This is a genomic window from Gilliamella sp. LMG 34360, assembly GCF_984568995.1.
Genome location: NZ_OZ474900.1, coordinates 2,503,739 through 2,525,478, shown reverse-complemented (window position 1 = coordinate 2,525,478; position 21,740 = coordinate 2,503,739). Strand labels below are relative to the sequence as shown.

15 protein-coding genes and 6 tRNA genes are annotated in these 21,740 nt (G+C 31.1%); 16 read left to right on the top strand and 5 right to left on the bottom strand.

What is annotated here, in order from left to right; translation table 11 throughout:
- The first annotated feature begins 17 nt into the window (after nt 1–17).
- The 6 genes from AC5LW9_RS11330 (at nt 18) to AC5LW9_RS11305 (ending at nt 702) form a co-directional block, all read left to right on the top strand.
- A tRNA-Leu gene (locus AC5LW9_RS11330) sits at nt 18–102 on the top strand.
- 25 nt (nt 103–127) lie between these two features.
- A tRNA-Gln gene (locus AC5LW9_RS11325) sits at nt 128–202 on the top strand.
- 77 nt (nt 203–279) lie between these two features.
- Nucleotides 280–362 (top strand) — tRNA-Leu (locus AC5LW9_RS11320).
- 25 nt (nt 363–387) lie between these two features.
- Nucleotides 388–462 (top strand) — tRNA-Gln (locus tag AC5LW9_RS11315).
- Nucleotides 463–527: 65 nt separating this feature from the next.
- Nucleotides 528–612: transfer RNA gene (locus AC5LW9_RS11310), tRNA-Leu, on the top strand.
- A gap of 15 nt (nt 613–627) precedes the next feature.
- Nucleotides 628–702: transfer RNA gene (locus tag AC5LW9_RS11305), tRNA-Gln, on the top strand.
- 986 nt (nt 703–1,688) lie between these two features.
- On the opposite strand, the gene AC5LW9_RS11300 is transcribed toward AC5LW9_RS11305, so the two are convergent.
- The 5 genes from AC5LW9_RS11300 to AC5LW9_RS11280 all read right to left on the bottom strand — a co-directional run bounded on the left by AC5LW9_RS11300 (nt 1,689) and on the right by AC5LW9_RS11280 (nt 7,891).
- Nucleotides 1,689–3,095, bottom strand: coding sequence for a hypothetical protein (locus tag AC5LW9_RS11300; RefSeq protein WP_493455917.1), 1,407 nt, complete (start codon nt 3,093–3,095; stop codon nt 1,689–1,691).
- A 3-nt stretch (nt 3,096–3,098) separates the two neighbouring features.
- Nucleotides 3,099–4,469 (bottom strand): DUF6384 family protein, encoded by a 1,371-nt coding sequence (locus AC5LW9_RS11295; RefSeq protein WP_334324303.1) that lies wholly within the window; start codon nt 4,467–4,469, stop codon nt 3,099–3,101.
- Complete coding sequence (locus AC5LW9_RS11290) at nt 4,469–5,620, bottom strand: hypothetical protein (protein WP_198235739.1); 1,152 nt, start codon at nt 5,618–5,620, stop codon at nt 4,469–4,471. The genes AC5LW9_RS11295 and AC5LW9_RS11290 overlap by 1 nt, the downstream gene beginning before the upstream one ends.
- Nucleotides 5,621–6,204: 584 nt before the next feature.
- On the bottom strand, nt 6,205–7,005 hold the full coding sequence (locus tag AC5LW9_RS11285) for a YdgH/BhsA/McbA-like domain containing protein (RefSeq protein ID WP_172398387.1): 801 nt from the start codon (nt 7,003–7,005) through the stop codon (nt 6,205–6,207).
- A 346-nt stretch (nt 7,006–7,351) separates the two neighbouring features.
- The gene (locus AC5LW9_RS11280; RefSeq protein WP_493455916.1) at nt 7,352–7,891 is read right to left on the bottom strand and encodes an NUDIX hydrolase; all 540 of its coding nucleotides are present in this window, start codon (nt 7,889–7,891) and stop codon (nt 7,352–7,354) included.
- A gap of 158 nt (nt 7,892–8,049) precedes the next feature.
- Here AC5LW9_RS11280 and AC5LW9_RS11275 point away from each other — a divergent pair, with 158 nt between their 5' ends.
- From AC5LW9_RS11275 to AC5LW9_RS11230, 10 genes are all read left to right on the top strand, one after another.
- Nucleotides 8,050–10,542, top strand: coding sequence for a class I adenylate cyclase (locus AC5LW9_RS11275; RefSeq protein ID WP_198248889.1), 2,493 nt, complete (start codon nt 8,050–8,052; stop codon nt 10,540–10,542).
- A 211-nt stretch (nt 10,543–10,753) separates the two neighbouring features.
- The gene (gene rpoE, locus AC5LW9_RS11270) at nt 10,754–11,329 is read left to right on the top strand and encodes an RNA polymerase sigma factor RpoE (protein ID WP_493455915.1); all 576 of its coding nucleotides are present in this window, start codon (nt 10,754–10,756) and stop codon (nt 11,327–11,329) included.
- 41 nt (nt 11,330–11,370) lie between these two features.
- The gene (locus AC5LW9_RS11265; RefSeq protein ID WP_334323092.1) at nt 11,371–11,931 is read left to right on the top strand and encodes an RseA family anti-sigma factor; all 561 of its coding nucleotides are present in this window, start codon (nt 11,371–11,373) and stop codon (nt 11,929–11,931) included.
- Nucleotides 11,932–12,072: 141 nt separating this feature from the next.
- Complete coding sequence (locus tag AC5LW9_RS11260; RefSeq protein WP_493455914.1) at nt 12,073–12,921, top strand: MucB/RseB C-terminal domain-containing protein; 849 nt, start codon at nt 12,073–12,075, stop codon at nt 12,919–12,921.
- 153 nt (nt 12,922–13,074) lie between these two features.
- The gene (gene lepA, locus AC5LW9_RS11255) at nt 13,075–14,871 is read left to right on the top strand and encodes a translation elongation factor 4 (protein ID WP_065738724.1); all 1,797 of its coding nucleotides are present in this window, start codon (nt 13,075–13,077) and stop codon (nt 14,869–14,871) included.
- 19 nt (nt 14,872–14,890) lie between these two features.
- Nucleotides 14,891–15,895, top strand: coding sequence for a signal peptidase I (gene lepB / locus AC5LW9_RS11250; RefSeq protein ID WP_334323091.1), 1,005 nt, complete (start codon nt 14,891–14,893; stop codon nt 15,893–15,895).
- A gap of 8 nt (nt 15,896–15,903) precedes the next feature.
- Nucleotides 15,904–16,581, top strand: a complete 678-nt coding sequence (gene rnc / locus AC5LW9_RS11245) for a ribonuclease III (protein WP_370528571.1) — start codon at nt 15,904–15,906, stop codon at nt 16,579–16,581.
- Nucleotides 16,578–17,483, top strand: a complete 906-nt coding sequence (gene era / locus AC5LW9_RS11240) for a GTPase Era (RefSeq protein ID WP_065738727.1) — start codon at nt 16,578–16,580, stop codon at nt 17,481–17,483. Before rnc ends, era begins: the two co-directional genes overlap by 4 nt.
- 459 nt (nt 17,484–17,942) lie before the next feature.
- Nucleotides 17,943–19,982 carry a beta-galactosidase gene (locus tag AC5LW9_RS11235; RefSeq protein ID WP_493455913.1) on the top strand — a complete coding sequence of 680 codons (2,040 nt, stop codon included), beginning with the start codon at nt 17,943–17,945 and terminating at the stop codon, nt 19,980–19,982.
- Complete coding sequence (locus tag AC5LW9_RS11230) at nt 19,975–21,360, top strand: MFS transporter (RefSeq protein ID WP_198235745.1); 1,386 nt, start codon at nt 19,975–19,977, stop codon at nt 21,358–21,360. The genes AC5LW9_RS11235 and AC5LW9_RS11230 overlap by 8 nt, the downstream gene beginning before the upstream one ends.
- Nucleotides 21,361–21,740: the final 380 nt, after the last annotated feature.

Genomic DNA, 21,740 nt, shown 5'->3' with positions numbered 1-21,740 from the left:
TACCGGAAGTATTCAGTGCGGGTGTGGCGAAATTGGTAGACGCACCAGATTTAGGTTCTGGCGCCGCAAGGTGTGTGAGTTCAAGTCTCTCCACCCGCACCATTTAATCTTAATATTAATCCTTTATTGGGGTATAGCCAAGCGGTAAGGCAGCGGGTTTTGATCCCGCCATGCCCAGGTTCGAATCCTGGTACCCCAGCCATTCCATTCTGCGTAATTTTTTAAGATGCTTTAGTCCGTTTAATTTTTTAGGTTTATACCTCTTTATTGATTATTTATACGGGTGTGGCGAAATTGGTAGATGCCCAGATTTAAGTTCTGGCGCCGCAAGGTTGTGAGTTCAAGCCTCTTCATCCGTACCATTTAATCTTAATAATTATCTTTTATTGGGGTATAGCCAAGCGGTAAGGCAGCGGGTTTTGATCCCGCCATGCCCAGGTTCGAATCCTGGTACCCCAGCCATTTTATCCTGTATAATATATTAAAATTTTTAAATCTGATATATACTATTTTATCAATAGTTCAATACGGGTATGGCGGAATTGGTAGACGCGCTAGATTCAGATTCTAGTTCCGAAAGGTGTGCGAGTTCAAATCTCACTACCCGTACCATATATTTTTTTATAATGGGGTATAGCCAAGCGGTAAGGCAGCGGATTCTGATTCCGCCATTCCAAGGTTCGAATCCTTGTACCCCAGCCATAAATATGCATTCCTTTCTTATATTTGGTCAACTCTTTCACAATATTATTTGAGTCCATAAATAGCATTAATTCATATTTTTTTGTAACTATTTAGTTGCTCTAACAGATACATTGATTTGATATTGATTATCCTTGTTCTTCTCCTTTTAAATGCAATTTATATTTATGAACATTTATTACTAATGTATGGTTAATAATATAAATTATGATTACCTAATTCCATTTAGTCAAAAAGCTTGTATTAACTTAATCGTTACAGTGTTGGGTTAAGATAACTAAACTAAAAATAGTTGTATAAAGTCTATGTTTATCTACTTTGAAATTAAAAACACCTTGAACATTGTTAGTTTAATTCCAGTAGTCGATAAAACATAATTTTCTTGGTAATGTTGAATTTTTAGACCATAAAGTGATGTCTTTCATTTATGGTGAAATAAAATATCAATAGGATGTAGAATGCTATCAGATACTCAATAATGAAAAAATTAAAGATCGAAAAATGGTAATCTCAAAATAAATTTAGGTTCAATTAGTGTGAAATCTAAGCGTTAGAAAAGAATAATTAAAAGTCTTTGTTCCGACACAAGTAAAAAATTAGTTCAAATTCCTATAGAATTTATGATTGATTAGATAAAATCTATTTGTCGTTATTATAGAACTTTTATATCGCAATTTTTCTATAATTATTTAACAGAAGTACTATATTAATTATCAAGTCAGAATAAATTAGTAACCTAGTGGAAAAATGTTAGGAGCGTATAAAACCAAAATATAGTATAAGTAATCAAATAATATGACACAAATCGAATATAGATAAGCATTAAGTAATCAGCATTATTTTCATATTGATTTATGTGTTTCTAATAAGTAATTTATATGTAGATAGTATATAAATTGCCAATAAAACAGAGATTTTTAAAATTAATCATTATCCACGATAGAACGTGAATAATGAATATATTATAAAAAAGCTCATAACTAGATTTAAAAACTGTCTGTGGTTTTATATCCTCCACCACCTGACGATGAACTTGATGAGTAACTACCGCGACTTGATGATGAACCACTACTGGATGAAGAACTACTACGGTATGAAGACCCCCAAGAAGATGAATTTGATGAATTGCTAAATAATGATCCGATACTGCTTTGATGTACCGAAGTTCTGCTTTCGATTTTTATTCGTACTCTATAGCTAAGTAGTGTCTCAACAATGGTAATCGGAAAAACATCATTGTTTAATAATTTATTTAATAGTTCATTCAGATTATACGAAGATATCCTATATTCATATAAAAAACTGGAAATATTGTATTCCTTAAAAAGATGAAGTGTTTCATTAAAACGCTCATAGGTTTTCATTAAATCTGAAGTTGTATTACGAAGATGAACAATATGATTCTCAGATTGCTTTATCTGTTTTTCTATTTCATAGAGCTTTTTAAGTAATATATCATCTCCTTTAGTTTTTGTTTGTAAGGTTAGCTGCTGAAGTCTATCAAAAGACTTGTGTTTTAAAAACTCAGCAAGTTGCAAAGAGAGTCTTTTAAACTCGAGGCTTTTTCCTGTTTGTGTTTCATTTAAAACATTATAATTTTCTTGCTTTTCTTGCTCTAAATTCGCTAAATCTTGCTCAATTTCTGCTAATTCAACTCTTATCGCTGGTATTTTCAAAACAGTTTCAACACTATGTTCTTTCTGTTCTTTTTGTTTTAATGCTAATTCATAAGATCTTGTTTGATTTTCGTAACGTAATTTTGATTCATTTAGTAATGAATTGATTAATTTGTAATTTTTGTAATTTTGAGAAAAATTAACAAATCTTGCTAACCATGCATCTAGGTTTTTTAAGATCCAAAAAGCTTTGTAATTATTTTCACCATAGTTTCGCTTAATTAAATAATTAAAATACCTATTTTCGTTATATTGAACAAGTTTTTCTGAAAACTCGCTTTGAGAAGCTTCAAAGTTTTCAGTTTCTTTATCAAAGCGTTCTTTTTCGATAGTAAAGCGATCAAATAGCGATAGATAATCGGGATCTTTCTCAAGTTGTAGCATTTTTTCGGTTGTAAGTTCATCTAATCTTATCAAAATTTCTGTTAATTTTATCTGCTGCTTATCAATTTTTTTGTCTAAACTGTAAGATTTGCTTTTTAATTGCTTTAAAACATTTTGTAACTGGTCAATAATTTTTTGTATTTTAATATCGTTATTTTCAGGTGATTCTAATAAATAGATAGTCGCAATTTTATTATAAATATTTGCTTGTTGAGTCTTTAAATCAAGTAATTTTTCATGTGTATCATGTAATTCTTGATTGGCTGAGTCCAAAGAAGCCTTAGTTGTACGAGCTTTTTGATTAATGGTGCTTTCAATTGTTCTTGTCTGCATGGTTTACCACTCTAAAATCCTGCCTGATTTAACTGAATTTGGACAGTTAAACGTTAAACGTCCTTTTGGTTTAGCACAAAGTTTATTATTATCAATATGCCCATCATTTATTTTATCTTCTTTAACGGCATTAAATGCTTTTAAGGTAACTTGTTGACCAAACATCTCTACTAATTTGGTTTCACCGGTTTCGATGCTTTTTACCCATATTGATGTTGGCTTACCGGTTGATGTTAATGCTTGGACAATTAAATACCAAGATTTACCATTAGTATTCTCATGTGTGCGTTCAACCCCAGATTTATGATCTGGATGGTCAACGATGGTCAACGTTAAATTAGTTTGTGCTAGTTTAAGGTAGTAAGCCATCATTGTTTGATAATTTTCAACATTTTCAAAATTTAAATCTTTTAAATCAGCAAGTAATGAAGTTTGAAGCGCAATAATGGGATCCATATCTGATTTAGGTACGTTTAATTCTAGTAACTGTTTCGTATCAGACTCAATTTTCTTTTCAAGAAATTCTGCACGTTCAATTGAAGAATAAAGTGTTTCAATCCGATTAGTATCGATATTTGTTTGACCTTGATTAAGGCTATCAATAATAGAATCGACAATATTTTGTAAAATAGGGTATTTTTTACTAGCATCAGTAAATTCTTGATTTTGGATTAATTTAGTTAATTTCTTATCCGTTTCAATTAATTCTTGCAATTGTGTTATTTGCGAAGTGACTTCGGATAATTTAGTTTTGATTGAGTAGTCAGTTTCTTTTAAATATTTAAGTATATCTTTATCTTTTTGCGCTATTGAAGATAGATCTGCCCCAGGTTTTATTATAGAAGAAATATTATCTTGGTTAAGCAGATCAATGATTGAGTTTTTTAATTTTTTTATTGGGACTTGGGCAAAATTGACAGAATGCTTATCAATTTCAAGAAATTTTCTATTTAAATCATTTAAACTACTTTTTGCGGATAAGATATGGTTATAAGTACTATCAATATTACTTTTTATTTTTTTTGTAATCGTTACTTCTGCAAAGTTAATTAACGTTAAAACGAATAAAATAATATATATAATAGTAAATAAAATGTTTCTTTTAATATAACATAAAGCAAGAAAATGCATAAACCAATTACGTTTAGGTACATTAAACCGCAAACGTTTATCAAACCAAAGATTAATTCCTTTTTCTATAAGACTATCATCAATAAATTGTCCTTTGGTTTGATAGTAATTTTTTATGTTTTCTTTCAATTTATCCCGCAAAACATTGCGATCAAGGTGCTCAAGTAATAATTGCTGTTTTTGATAAAGCTCATCAATTATTGCCATCGCTCCTAATTGTTCACTAAGCTTAATTTCCGACATTAACTATTAACCTTTAGAATAATATTGTTAAAGCGTTGTTTTCCATCTTCGACAATACGATCTATTTCTTTTGCATTTTCAATTGATTCATTTCGTAATTCGCTAATTAGCTGTTGGCTTGATTCTTGATAATTAACGATCGCTTCAACTAAAGAACGTAACGAATCGGCTTTAATAGTAGAACCATATCCAGCTCGTAAAGCTTCATCTAATTGTTTATTACCAACAGATGCTATACTTTCTATGCCTTTATTCATACCATCTTTCAAGGCTTCTAAGGTTTTAGTACTTTCACTTAAACCAGTTAAAGAAGTTATTGAAGCACTTAAAGCAGTAAACACAATTTCATTCGTTGAAAAAAAGTTAACACTTTGTTGATATACTCGTTCTTTCACAGAAGTTGTTTGTTGTAAACGTGCAAATACTGCTTCGGCTGAATTATAAGATACGGTTAAATTATTCGCTAAATCCAAAATAATTTGATAACGGCTATCTTCTTGTTGAACATTACGTAATGCTTCATCTCTAATTAGTTCTAAACGTGCTCGAGCTACATGATCATCAGAATTGAAATTATCTACATCGGCAATGGCTAGTGATAATTTATTTTTACAATCTTCGAGTCGGGCTGTAGCCATATTGACTAATTCTTCGGCGGTAATTTGTGCTTGTTTTAATCCAAATCTAAAATCCTGATAAGCATTTAAAATAATACGTTCACGTTCGACCTGATTACCTGTTTCTTTTGATACTTCTAAGTAAGTAGATTTGATAAGATTGAAACGATCTGGAATTGATCCGCGTTTAAGTTTCATCCAACCAATTTTGATTCTTTCCAAAAAGTCTAATCGACCATCATCAAGCCAACCTATCATTTTTTCCATATCAGTACGAATACTATCAAAATGATTAACTATTTTGGTATAGCGCTGTGATACTTCAACACCATCAATTTGATCACGGACTACTTCATTAAATGCACCTTGTTGTTGCAACGTACGAGCTATCGACATAACTCGGTTTTTATCAATCTCAGTAACATTATCCAGTAATTTTAAAATTGGGGCATCGGTTTGAGGTTTAAGTATAATGCCGATTTTATTTAATACCTGTACTGCTCTATCGACATAAGGAACAACTTGATTAGACATTTTTTAATCCTTTAAAATATTTGTAATAAATTTATTAGGTAACGCAAAAAATTATATATCATCAACTTAATTTTAACAATTTACCATTGATTTAAAATAGAAATTATAAAAACTCTTTTTAATATAATTATTAAAATTTAATTAAACATATTCAAAAGAACGATTTATTTTCTTTAATGTTGTTATATCTTTTGTTAAAGAAGTTGAGGTATAAACATTATGATGATGAAAACTAATTAATGCATTTCCAAATGTTATAACTCCTGATAATCGTAAATCAGATAGTATTTACTTAAACAAATTTTAGTGGATCATTGTATTTGACATATTAAGCAAAAGATTTGAATGGTATGCATTTAATAATTATGGTTCGGGCAAAACCAAAGAGGTATAATATGGAAGCTTTTAGCATAAAAAAACTATATAATAATTAAAATAGTAGTCAACAAATAGACCACAAAATATCTAGCAAAAAATATCATTTTAAATTCAATTGATATACTTTTAATGAGGAGTGAATAAGATAACTTTCCACGTGGGTAAATGGCTATTTCACGTAGAAAGTTATATAAAAAATTAACTTATTATCTATATAAATTTACATAAACGGTTTGTATTGTACTGGCTGGATTTGTTGTTATTTCTTTCACATAATAAAAGTGTGCATCATTAGCAATTGCATATTTTTGAGCCTCGGCGCTGATTTCGGCTGTATTGTTGAATGAACCATGAAAACTAATCGTTTCATAAGGTGTCATTGTTTTAAACGCATCACTCGTGATTTCGTAAGCATCCTCACCTTCTATTGCTTTAGAAACAATGAAATCTCTTACTACTGCATCTTTTTTATATAATGCAACATCGACTTCTTGTGCCTGATTTTTGATATCAGAAGGCGCAATAGAGAAAACATAAAAAGCATATGCATTCTTTTCTGCGGCTAATTTACTCGCATCATTCGTTATTTCGGCAGTATTATTGTAATTACCTTTAAATTTGATAACTTCAAATGGAAGATAATAAAGCGCTTTAGCTCGTGGATAAAGAACAACACCATTTTGTGTCACTTCTTTTTTTTCCACTGCAACAGGTTGGTTAGATTGATAAATATCAGCGTAAACAACAGCGCTATCGGCTGAGTTATTAGTCATTGCATTCTCAATTGCTTTAATATGATAATACTTAGCGCCAGCTTCATCAGCTGCTCGAGAAATATCATCTGCTGCATTTTCAGCTTGTAAATATCTACCCGTTACAGAAATTTCTTTAAGTGGAATTAAGTTTTTTGCTTCTTGAGAGGTTAAAGCATCTGCTGCATAAACACTAGCAACAGGTAATGATAATAAAAGAGCAAGAGTAATAGATAATTTGTTTAAACGTTTCATGATCATTTCCTTCATTTTTAAATTATTAAAACTAAAGTTAATATTTAACGCTTTTTTTAATTTGCAAATATAAAACATAATTTAAAGATATTTATACACCATCAATCTTTAAGATTTTTATGTCTATATCTACCTATTATTAATTACGTTTGGCCATAAATTTTTATCTAAGAAATAAAAGAACTGTTTGTTTTAAACTATTTGGATTTAATGATACTCATTAAAGAAATATATAGTAATAAATGAAACTTATAGAAACATTGCGTTAAAAATAAACGCTTACTGAAGAACGTTGATTTAAGTAAAAATACTTTTTAAATTCGTTAGCTAATTTTTTAATATTATATTACTTATATTGAATAATATTAATGAATTGTTTTATTATTTGAGCGGTTAGACCCCAGATAATATAATTATTATATTGATAAAAGTAAACTAAATGTTCAGATCTTTTTTGCCAATCTTTTGAACGATTGGGTAATAAGTTATAAGGAAAATCATTATCTGGTTTATGCCCAACTTGCATTGTAGCATGTAAAGGCTGATTGTTTTTAAACCATTCAAGCGGAACAGTAAAAATACTTTCAACTTCGTCAAAGTTTAGCTTTAAATCATCGATAGAATCAATTTTACCTACAAATGGATAAATTATCATCCCTAATGTGGCAATAAATTTTGGCAACTGACCTAAAATAGTAATTTCATTAATTGAAAGTCCTAGTTCTTCACATGTTTCTCTTTTCGCGGTTTGTTCTGGATTTATATCTTCAATTTCAACTTTACCACCAGGAAAACAGATATCACCAGGTTGCCATTTGAGTTTATGGGATCTAATTTGGAATAACAAGTGTAATTGATTATCTACTTTTACAATTGGAATTAACACTGCGGCTTTATTATTGATTTGTTTAGCTGCTTAGTTGTTCTCAAAATATCCGTTATTTTTTCTAATGTGATCATAATATTTATTTTGTTTTTAATTTAACGTTCTATTTACGTTATAATAAGAAAATGTTAGATTGAAATTGTTTGTTAGTAGTACACGTGTTTTACTTGAATAATGCCATGCAATATTATATTAACAACATAAAAAAACAACTTAAAGATCTTGCTTTATTGAAACATGAACGTGCTCTGAATGCTATGTCAGAAGAATTTCAACGTGTTTTTTCGTTTCTGCCGGCTCTTTTTCACTTTCATGATCCTAAACTTCCAGGCTATCTAAATGAAGATACGCCTATGGGTATTGCTTGTTATGAAATTTCTGAAACTGTTTCTACTCAATTACAAAATGATTTTAATTTCATTGCTCCATTAACAACTGTCAAATCTGACATTTCCGCCCTGTATTCAATGGGAAGTACATGTTCAATTGGACAATCAGTTGCATCAGATTTGGATATTTGGATTTGTATTGAAAATAATTTATCAGCAGATCGAAAGTCATCTTTACAAAAAAAATGTCGTTTAATTGAGCAATGGGCAAAAGAATTAGGGATTAAATTAACCTTATTTGTTGTAGATGTAGATCGCTTTATCAATAAACATCATGAATGTTTAATCGGTGAAAATTGTGGTTCGGCACAACATATATTATTGTTAGAGGAGTTTTATCGTTCGGCTAACTTATTGGCAGGTAAATTATTATTGTGGTTTGCAGTGCCTAGCGATTTAATTATCAATAACACCAAATATCCGACTTATGAAAAGTGTGTTCAAGCTTTAATTGAACAGAATATTATCATACGTGATGAATGGATCGATTTTGGTTCATTAACTGGATTATCTGCAGAAGAATATTTTGGTGCTAGCTTATGGCAACTTTATAAAAGTATTGATTCGCCATTTAAAGCCGTATTGAAAACTTTATTACTCGAAGCTTATTCATGGATTTACCCTGAAAATAAACCAATCGCTTATGAGATGCGAAGTTACATTCAAAAGGCAGAAATTTATCAAGGTTGCTATTTAGATTCGTACTATATGCTTTTGCAAAGGTTAACTCATTACTTAGTTGAAATTGAAGATTTTGCACGATTAGAACTGATTAGAACGTGTTTTTATCTAAAAGTTAATGAACAATTATCTGTTCCAACTAGCTTGCCATCGTGGCGTCGAAAAGTTCTTGATGATTTAGTGAAACAATGGGGATGGAGTAAAGAGTTCATTGCTAAATTAGATGCCAGTAATACTTGGAAGATAGAACAAGTTCGTGAAATACACGAAATATTATTACAGACTATGATGACAGGTTATCGCAATTTACTAAATTTTGGTCGTCGTAATAATTTAGATTCACTAATTAGCCCACAAGACTTAGCGATATTAACACGTAAACTTTATGCTTCTTTTGAAGTATTGCCTGGTAAAATCACCACATTAAAACTCAATATTTCTAATAATTTACAAGAAGATACACTTACTTTTATTTATGTTAAAGAAGATAGAATAAATCGCTCGGGTTGGTATGTGTATAAACAAAAGCCAGTTTTAAATGACATTATTGGTCACCAATATATAGAATATAGTAAATATTTGGTTAAATTAGTTAGTTGGTGTTATTTTAATAATATGATTTATGACTCAACAGAGTTTTATTATCATAATGGTGAAGATCGGGATAAGACTAAAATAACCAAATTTATTCAAGATCTAAAAGCATATTTTCCTATTAATGTACCAACCGCAACGGAAGAACAACTTTATGGACCCTGTGAGATACGTCACTTAGCCATCATTTTAAATCTCGAAAACGATCCTACGTCTAATTTAAATTTAGAAGATGAATTTAATTCGAATGTATTAAATTATGGTGAAAATGAATTAAGCTTAGTTGGATCAATAGACTTACTATACCGTAATTCTTGGAATGAAATTCGTGTTTTACATTTTAATGGTAAATTATGTGTTCTTGAAGCTATTAAAGCGTTACTTAACCGAATGCATAAAGATGCTGATTTACCAAATTCAATGGAAATATTTTGTTACAGTCAATGTTTAAATAGCCAAATTAGACAACAAATAAAAAAGTTGATGGATGATTGCATTGAACTGCGATTAAGTTCTACGATAAATAATTTAACGCAAGTTAAACCTTTAAGAATTGATGGCGCATCTTGGTATCTATTTTTTGAACGACTTGGTGTCTCACTTCATCAATTTGAAAATACCATTGATTTTTACGGTGCAGTGTCTAATAATAAGGCTCAAGGAAGACCATTAAATATATTAGATGAAACAAATGAACTGCCTAAAGAAATAGACAGTGTAGCCTACCAAGGTGTAATTCAGTTCTTTTTCGAAGATACTGACATTGGGTTTGATCTCTATATTTTAAATGAACATAATCAAATAGAAATATATCGAAATTGTAACGGCAATAGAGAAAATATGGTCAAAGCAATTAATGATTTTTATGTTTTATCTGATGATAGATTTACTTTTACTACGAGTAGTTCTGTCAATTTCAATCTACCGCAATTTTATCAAATTACTTATAATAATGCTGGTGAACGAGAGATCTACTTATTGAATTAAAACTGATCTGTAAAGTTAAGTCATTTTATAAAAAGTTCAATAAAATTAATATTCTTTGTTGTAAAAAATGTTTTAAAGGTATTTTGATATGAAAAAAACTTATATTTCTATTAAAATAAATGGGAACTTTTTACGAATTTAACAATCTAACTGTTAGTAAGCACATTTTTGGGCCACAAGCAGTTATTAACATAGTGAGGGTTGGCCTTTAATGGGGGAGCAAATAACAGACCAAGTATTAGTTGATCGCGTATTAAATGGGGATAAAAATGCGTTCAATTTGCTTGTTGTTCGTTATCAAAATAAACTCGCTCATTTGGTTTCTCGCTACGTTTCAGCTTCTGAAGTTCCAGATGTTGTGCAAGAGACTTTTATTAAGGCTTACCGATCTTTAAGCCTATTTAAAGGTGAAAGTATATTTTATACATGGTTGTACAGAATAGCGGTTAATACAGCAAAAAATTATCTAATTTCTCAGGGACGTCGGCCTCCATCATCAGACATTGATGCAAGTGAAGCTGAAAGTTATGACGGTGCAGAATCTTTAAGAGATATTGATAATCCAGAAAATTTAGCACTTTCAAAAGAAGTTGGAAAAGTGGTATTTGAAGCAATTGAAGCATTACCCGATGATTTAAAAACTGCCATTACATTGCGCGAAATTGATGGTTTAAGTTATGAAGAAATTGCCGAAATTATGAGTACACCTGTTGGTACAGTAAGATCACGTATTTTTAGAGCTCGTGATATTATTGATGAAAAGATTAAACCATTAATAACTGATTAAATCATTTAATTTAAAGTAGCTATAAAATTAAGGTATCTACTATGCAAACAGAACAGAAACAGCAACTTTCATCCCTTATGGATGGTGAGCTTAAAGATGATTATTTCATTGATGCTGTATCAAAAGATGAAGATTTACAGTCATGTTGGCATCGCTACCATGTTGTAAGATCCGCTATGCGTGGTGAGCTGCACAGTAGTACGTTAACTTTAGATATTTCAAAACAAGTTGCTCAGGCTATTGCTGATGAAAACTTATATTTTGAAATGGCAGATCAGCCAACCCCACATGAAGTCACTATACCAAAAGCTGAAAATCTATTTTGGGATCGAATAAAAGATGCAGTGGCAAAAGTCAGTCAAGTTGGATTGGCGGCTTGTGTTACGTTAGCAATTATTGCTGGTGTTCAATATCAGCAAGGGCAATCAAATAATATAAATGGCGCTCCAACACTGAATACTTTACCGGTTGGAGTCAATGTTGCCCCTGTTGGTGGTATCCAACAACATAACGACCAACAATTACTCGAAAAAAGACAATATGATAAAATTAGATTGCTTGTACAGGATTATGAGTTACAAAAAAGACTAAATGCTCATTAATTTTTTATGAATTGTTTATTTTATTTAAATACATCTAAACTCAAACAGAGTATAAAATTTATCGTTACTCTGTTTTTGATGCTATTTACTTTATCTGCCTATCCGGAAAACAACGATAAAGCGCTACTATTGATGAATAGTATGCACAAAGCTGTTAAAACGAGTACTTACCAAATTCATTTGCTTTCTCAAGATAGAGATCAATACGTTACCACTTATGAATATTCTCATTTAGGATCAGAAAAGCAAAATGATATCAAAGCTCAATTGCTTTATCTTGAAGGCCCCGCAAAAGAAATTATTTTGAACAATGGTGTAACGAGTTATTTTCAACCAGATAGTGCCTCTTTTTCTATTACTAGTCCACGTATTACTGAAGCTTTTCCCGATGTGATTTATAATGATTTCAACCAATTGGTTGATGTTTATGATTTTATTTTATTAGGTAAAACCAGAACAGCTAATCGTAGTGCGCAATTAGTAAAAATGATTGCTAAAGACAAAGATCGTTATAGTTATATTATTTGGATTGATGATGAAAATTTTTTGCCTCTTCGAATTGACTTGCTTGATCAAAATGGTGAAATCATAAGTCAACAAAAAGTGGTTAATTTAGACGAAAAATTCGATCCAAAAGAGATTAAAGAATATATAGACAGTCGCAATTATCCTATCTTATTATCAATTGAAAAACAAAATGACATATTAGAAGTTTGGCGCTTAGCATGGTTACCTAGAGGATTTAAAGAAATTGCGGCCTACAATGTTAATTTTTATAATTCTGATATTGCCACTAAATTGTTTTCTGATGGTGTTTTTTCATTTACTGTTAATGTATCTTCGGAACAATCAAGCCAGCTAAATCAGCTTATTACGCAAGGTGATAGGACTATTTTTTCGACAAATATTAATAATAAAAATATCATTATTATTGGTAATCTGCCTAAAGTTACTATTGAGCGTATTGCCCAAAATATTGTTGAGAAATAATCGCAAAACTTTCGATAACACTATGCTTCGCGGTTATTAATGTGTAGAATGTGCCTTTTCTATTTTTCGTGATTATCTAAACTGTTATTTTTGGTAATAACATTCCGGGTAATTAACAGTATATAACTAAAACATAAAATATAATTTATTGATATGAATAAAAATATCCGCAATTTTTCAATCATTGCTCATATTGACCATGGTAAATCAACGCTTTCAGATCGTATTATCCAAATTTGTGGAGGACTTTCTGATCGTGAAATGGAAGCGCAAGTTCTTGATTCAATGGATCTTGAACGTGAACGTGGTATTACAATTAAAGCGCAAAGTGTTACATTAGATTACCATGCAAATGATGGTCAAACATATCAGCTTAATTTTATCGATACACCTGGACATGTAGACTTTTCTTATGAAGTTTCTCGCTCACTTGCAGCATGTGAAGGCGCACTATTAGTTGTTGATGCAGGACAAGGCGTTGAAGCTCAAACCCTTGCAAATTGCTATACGGCTTTAGATATGAATTTAGAAGTTGTTCCCGTACTTAATAAAATTGATTTACCTGCGGCAGAACCTGAGCGTGTAGCTGAAGAAATTGAAGATATTGTCGGTATTGATGCAAGTAATGCGGTTCGTTGTTCTGCCAAAACAGGGGTAGGCGTGGCGGATGTATTGGAGCAATTAGTAAAAGATATTCCACCACCAGAGGGGGATTCAAATGCACCACTACAAGCACTTATTATTGACTCATGGTTTGATAACTATTTAGGGGTCGTATCTTTAATTCGTATCAAAAATGGCGAATTACACAAAGGCGATAAAATTAAAGTTATGAGTACCGGTATGACTTATAATGTTGACCGCCTTGGTATTTTTACGCCTAAACAAGTTGATAAAGATACTTTAAATTGTGGTGAAGTTGGCTGGGTGGTTTGTGCCATTAAAGATATTTTAGGTGCGCCAGTAGGGGATACTTTAACTTTAGCTAAAAGTCCAGCAGATAAACCATTACCTGGTTTTAAAAAGGTTAAACCGCAAGTTTATGCTGGTTTATTTCCAACAAGTTCTGATGATTATGAAGCTTTCCGTGATGCATTGGGCAAATTAAGTTTAAATGACGCATCACTATTTTATGAACCAGAAAATTCTGGCGCTTTAGGATTTGGTTTTCGATGTGGTTTCCTTGGGTTATTACATATGGAGATCATACAAGAGCGTTTGGAGCGCGAATATAATCTTGATCTTATTACCACAGCGCCAACAGTAGTTTATGAAGTTTTAACAACTTCAAATGAAATTATTTACGTTGATAGTCCTTCTAAACTTCCAGCGGTAAACAATATTCAAGAACTACGAGAACCAATTGCCGAATGTAATATATTGGTTCCACAAAACTATTTAGGTAATGTAATCACGTTATGTGTTGAGAAACGTGGTGTGCAAACTAATATGGTTTATCACGGTAATCAAGTTGCATTGACTTACGAAATTCCAATGACAGAAGTAGTTTTAGACTTTTTTGATAAATTAAAATCTACTTCTCGCGGTTACGCTTCATTGGATTATAGTTTTAAACGATTCCAAATTGCTGATATGGTGCGATTAGATGTATTAATTAATGGTGAACGTGTTGATGCATTAGCCTTAATTACTCACAGAGATAATGCACCTTATCGTGGACGAGAATTAGTGGAAAAAATGAAAGACCTCATTCCTCGTCAACAATTTGATATCGCTATTCAAGCCGCTATTGGTAATCATATTATTGCTCGTTCAACGGTTAAACAATTACGTAAAAACGTCTTAGCCAAATGCTATGGCGGTGATGTTAGCCGTAAAAAGAAACTTTTACAGAAGCAAAAAGAAGGTAAAAAACGTATGAAACAAGTTGGTAATGTTGAGTTACCACAAGAAGCGTTTTTAGCCATTTTACATGTGGGAAAAGATTAATCAGTTAAAGAGGTAAAAAATGGCTGGAACATTTGCCATCATATTAACAGTAGCGACATTGATTACTGCAATCTTCTGGTTTTTAGAAAAATTTAGGTGGAAACCAGCAAGACAACGAAAAGTAGAAGAGATTCGCAAGCAACATAATGGCGAAATAGATGGAAAAATACTCGCAGAAGTAGGTAAACCAAAAGCTTGGGTTGAAAGTATATCATCGTTCTTCCCTGTTTTATTTGTTGTATTTGTGATTCGTTCATTTTTATTTGAACCGTTTCAAATACCATCGGGTTCAATGATGCAAACTTTACTTATTGGTGACTTTATTGCAGTTCAAAAGTATTCTTATGGATTAAGAGATCCTATTACTAATACAGTATTAATTTCTACAGGCCACCCTAAACGAGGTGATGTTGCTGTATTTAAACATCCAAATAATCCTCAAATGGATTTGATTAAAAGGGTGGTTGGAATGCCAGGCGATAAAATAGTATATCTCGTTAAAGAGAAGAAAGTACTGATTTATCCTGCTTGTCAAACTAATGATGCAAATTGTGTGGGTGGGCAGAAATCTGAACCATTAGACTTACATTATACGCAACCTCAACCAAGCAATTGGAAAGAAGTGCATCAAGAGTTTAAAACAAGTCCGAATTTTTATACATTAGAGCAATGTGCAGATAAAGGTATTGTCAATTCTCAATCTGTTTTCTTACTTAATATGAATATACAGCAAGAGACGTTAGGCGATAGACCTCATGAAATTTTAACCACTCAAGGTTCACATGAGGATCCTAATTATTTTTATCGCCAAAATGGACAACCAATTGCTACATGGATAGTACCTAAAGATCACTATTTTATGATGGGTGATAATCGAGATAATAGTGGTGACAGTCGTTATTTTGGCTTTGTACCTGAACAGAATTTTGTTGGTCGCGCAACAGCAATTTGGATCAGTTTTGAGAAACAACCAGATGAATGGCCTACAGGCATCCGATTTAGCCGTATTGGTGGTATACATTAATTGCAATGATAATGAAAAAGTTTAATCAAATACAACAATCAATTGGTTACCAATTTAATAATTTATCTTTATTAGAATTGGCACTGACTCATCGAAGTGCTAACAAATTGCATAATGAACGTTTAGAGTTTTTAGGTGATTCAATTTTAAGCTTTGTGATTGCTAATGAACTGTATGAACGTTTTGTCAAACAAGATGAGGGTGATTTGAGTCAAATGCGTGCAACACTTGTTTGTGGGCAAACACTGGCTGAAATGGGTAAAGAATTTAAATTAGGTGATTACCTTATTCTTGGTCAAGGCGAATTAAAAAGTGGCGGGTTTCGTCGTGACTCGATTATTTCTGATGCCGTTGAAGCTATTATTGGTGCTATTTATTTAGATAGCAATATCGAAACGGTACGACGCTTAATTTTGACGTGGTATCAAACTCGATTGAACCAAATTCAACCCGGTATTAAACAGAAAGATGCCAAAACACGCTTACAAGAATATCTGCAAGGCATCCATTGTGAGCGCCCATGTTATTTAATTCTTGAAGTAACAGGTGATAATCATGAGCAAGAATTCTTAATTCAATGCAAACTTGAAAATGATAGCCGTGAATATTTAGGGCGAGGTCTAAGCCGTCGCAAAGCCGAGCAAGCAGCTGCTCAAGAAGCACTTAATCAATTAGGTATAAAATGACAAAAACAACACAACATTGTGGATTTGTCGCCATAGTAGGTCGACCAAATGTAGGTAAATCAACATTATTAAATCAACTACTAGGCCAAAAAGTTTCTATAACATCGCGTAAAGCGCAAACAACACGTCACCGTATTGTTGGTATTGATACTCAAGATAATGATCAGGTTATTTATATTGATACTCCCGGCTTACACATCGAAGAAAAAAGAGCGATTAATCGTTTAATGAATCGTGCTGCAAGTAGCTCAATTGGTGATGTCGAATTAGTAATCTTTGTCGTTGAAGGTACACATTGGAATGATGACGATGAAATGGTTGCCAACAAGCTTAAAGATTGCAAATGCCCAGTATTATTGGTAATTAATAAAATTGACAACGTTATCGACAAAACTCAACTATTACCACATATTCAAGAAATTAGCCAAAAAGTTAATTTTCTTGATGTAGTGCCAATTAGCGCTGAAAAAGGTGATGGCGTTGATATTATAAGGAAAATTGTCAAAAAACATTTGCCAGAAGGCGAACATCATTTTCCTGAAGATTATATTACCGATCGATCTCAACGATTTATGGCTTCCGAAATTATTCGTGAAAAGTTAATGCGTTTTTTAGGTGATGAGTTGCCATACTCAGTCACTGTCGAAATTGAGCAATTCAAAGTTGATGAACGTAATGGAATGTATCGTATCAATGGCTTAATATTAGTTGAAAGAGATGGTCAAAAGAAAATGGTCATTGGCAACAAAGGTGAAAAAATCAAAAAAATTGGTATAGAAGCCCGCAAAGATATGCAATCATTTTTTGACAACAAAGTACATTTAGAGCTTTGGGTTAAAGTTAAAGCGGGTTGGGCCGATGATGAGCGCGCATTGCGTAGCTTAGGTTATAGTGATGATTAATTACTGCATTTAATCTTAAAATTTGAAAGTCAGGTATCATAAGATACCTGATTTTTGATAAATTCATCTATTTAAAACTGAATTGAAATATCTTTAAATATTAAAAAATTCAATCCATTCAAATCCATATAACGGATAAATAACTTCAAAAAACCTAAAAAATATAATAATCTCCAAATTATCAAAATTTATTAATCAACTAATAAACTAACTTCATGAAGCATCAATAATACATCCAAATTTATAGCAAATAATCAATCCTAAATATAAGTTGTTTTGAATATTGTAATAAACAAATGAAAAGGAAGGGTTATGATTTAATAGTGTGATGTATCCCTCATTTTATATTAGCAAGCAAATAATTCCATATTAATAGCATGATTATTCATATGTTTAAATAGAATGCTTAATTATCATAAAAAATAATAGCTAATTTAACAAAAAAGAGAGATATAAACTATGGATAAAATTTATTATGGGGTTGCTTATTATCGAGAATATTTACCAGAAGAAAGATTAGATAAAGACATTAAATTAATGTTAGATGCAGGAATAAACTATGTGCGTATCGCAGAAAGTACTTGGAGTACTTTTGAAAAACAAGAAGGCGTTTTTGATTTTAGTTCTATTCTTATAGTACTTGATAAGATGTATCAAAATAACATTGATGTAATTATTGGAACTCCTACTTATGCTATTCCAGCTTGGCTTGAAAAGAAATATCCAGAAGTTATGGCTATAACGCCAAATGGTCGTAATAAATATGGTCATCGTCAAAAAATGGATATTACGCATCCAGCTTATCTATTTTATGCCGAACGTCTTATAAGAAAACTAATGCAAGCCGTAGCTAATCATCCTGCCGTTATTGGATTCCAGATTGATAATGAAACTAAATATTATGATGTTTGTGGAAATAATATACAAATAGATTTCGTTAAATATTTGAAAGAAAAGTTTTCTGGTGATTTATTAAAATTAAATCATGAATTTGGTTTAGATTATTGGAGCAATAGAGTCGATGCATGGGAAGATTTTCCATCAACAGTTGGAACAATAAATGCTAGTTTAGGTGCTGAGTTTCAGAAATTTCAGCGTAAATTAGTAAAAAATTTTTTACAATGGCAAGCTAATATTATTAATGAATATAAATCAGAAAAACAATTTTTGACTCATAATTTTGATTTTGAATGGAGAACATGGTCATATGGAATTCAATCTGAAGTAAATCATTTTGATGCATCTGAAATTTTAGATATAACTGGTGTTGATGTTTACCATCCAAGTCAAGATCAGTTAACTGGTATTGAAATTGCATTTTCAGGAGATGTAGCTCGTAGCACCAAGAAAAAAAATTACCTTGTATTAGAAACACAAGCTCAAGCATTCAAAAACTGGACTCCTTATCCCGGTCAGTTACGTTTACAAGCGTATAGCCATATTGCTAGTGGCGCAAGCTTAATTGGTTATTGGCACTGGCATTCAATTCATAACTCATTTGAAACATATTGGAAAGGAATTTTAAGTCATGATTTACAGCCAAATCCAATCTATGAAGAAGCTTCTATTGTAGGTAATGAGTTAAAGCTTTTATCAAAGCATTTACGTGAAATAAAAAAATATAATCGAGTGGCAATTGTTGTAAGTAATGAGTGTTTAACAGCTATTGATTGGCATCCTTGGCATGGTCATCAATTTAGCAGGGATTCATTACATCAATATAACGATGTTTTTCGTTCTTATTACGATACCTTATATAAAATGAACATAGAGGTAGATATTGTTTCGATTGATGATGACTCTATATTTAATTACGATCTTCTGATAATCCCACTTCTTTATAGTGCTAGTGACCTTAAATTAGAACAATTAAATAATTATGTTCAAAATGGCGGAAATGTAATTTATTCATTTAAATCTGGTTTTGCAAATGAAAATATGAAAGTGCGAACTGTTGTTCAACCTGGCATTATTTCAGAAGCTTGCGGGATTTCATATCAACTATTCGTTGAACCTAATAATGTAAGTTTGATATCTGACGAGATCGATCTGACCATTTGTGATTGCCAGATAAATGATTGGATGGAGCTGATTGAGCCAGATGTTAATACAAAAATTTTAGCCAAGTATCAACATCCATATTGGGGAAAATATGCAGCAGTTACTAGTAATCGGTATGGGCGCGGTTCTGCCACTTATATAGGTTGTAATATAAATACTTCCGTATTACAAAAAATTTATGAATATATTTTTAATGAGGAAAAATTGGCAGATCTTAAATGCCAGGATAGCTTTCCACTAATTATTAAAAATGGTATCAATTATAAAAAAGAAAAAATTAGATTTTACTTTAATTATTCTTCTAACCCTATAAATGTTTGTTTTACTGAAAAAAGCGGACTTAATTTATTAACCGGTTCAATTTTAAAATATAACGACAAATTTGTATTAAAAGATTGGGATTTAGCTATTATTTTGTTGGGAACTAATCATGAATAGTTTTATAAATAATTCTGATATCGATTCAGAAAAAATTAAGTTCAAGGAAAGATTTTCTTTTGGTCTAGGCGATTATGGTACAAATTTAACTTATACTTTAATGGTAACCTTTTTGGCATATTTTTATACTGAGGTTGTCGGTGTTTCTGCCATTCTAGTCGGCTCTTTGATGTTTTTTGCTCGTGTTATAGATGGTATTTTATGTGTTTTTGTTGGTATAAAAATTGATAAAACAAATACTAAATATGGCAAGGCAAGGCCATGGGTTCTATTTACAGCTATTCCTTTTGGATTATCTGCATTTTTAATGTCAACAATTCCAGAAGCGAGTGATAATGTAAAAATATGGTATGTATGCATAACTTATTTATTAGCTAATATTTTATTTACTGCAAACAATATTGCTTATGGCTCATTACTTGCTCTTATTACAAGAAGTATTTATGAAAGAGGTGTGTTAAGTGTATTTAGAAATGGACTTTCTACGTTAGGATCTCTAACTGTTGGGGTTTTTACTCTCCCAATTGTTGGATATTTTGGCAATACTAAAGTTTCTTGGATAATTTTATTTGCTATCTTTGGGTTCTTTACTGCAGTTTGTTTAATTATTACTGGATTAAATGTTAGAGAAAGAATTAAGCCAATCAAAGAAGATAATGATAGCAATATAAAATTGGATCAAGTGTTAAAAGCTATGCTAAAAAACAAATATTGGATTATGATATTTTTCTATTTGTTTATAACTTTTACCAGTTTAACTGCACTTTCAACTGTAAGTGTTTACTATTCAAAATATATTTTAGAAGATGTTTACTATATGTCTTACATAAGTATGGCTCAATATATTCCTAGTTTATTGACTTTACTTATCATTCCATATCTTCTTCGTCATTTTGGTAAAAGAAACCTTGCATTATTTGGGCTTATTGTTTGTTGCATTGCTTGTTTAATTCCATTAATTGATAAACAAAATGCGCTATATATTATTATATCTACAGTTGTTCGAAGTATTGGTTTTTGTGGAGTTGGTGCAACTATGTTTGCCTTTTTAGCCGATACTATCGATTATGGTGAATGGATCACTAAATTAAGAATCCAAGGGATTTTATTTAGTGCAGGAACATTAGGTCAGACATTAGGTATGGGCATGGGTACCGCTAGTATTGGTTGGATACTCGGCGCTTTCGGATTCATCAGTGGCGGTGATGTACAGCAAACAAATGAAGTTCTATCTGTGATTGAGTTTTTATTTATATACTTTCCTTTTATTCTCGCGTTAATTAATATCGCTATTTTGTGTTTTTATAAACTTGAATCAATCTATAGTGAAGTTGAACGGGATTTATCTAATGGTAAATTTAGAAGTGAGGAAATCTAATATTTATATACTTTAATAATTGATATCAAATTCTTAAACCCAAATATTTAAATAATTATTTGGGTTTAATATTTAATATGGATAAATAATTAGTTTAGAGAATAAATTATTTATAAATTCAATTAACGCTAACGATTGAACCTAAAATAAAAAGGAATATTTCAATATATTACTAACTAAATTTAGTAATCGTTATTTTATGATATTGTATTTTCAAAATTGTCAGTGAATTTATCTCTTTTAAATTAACTCTAATATTATTTATTTAGTTAGTTAATCCTAATGTCTTAAGTAATTTAAGGATATTCTCAAATAAATAAGTTTTACTTTTATAAAGGCTCCAAAAAGTTATAAATTAAATGGATTATAGACTAATCTAA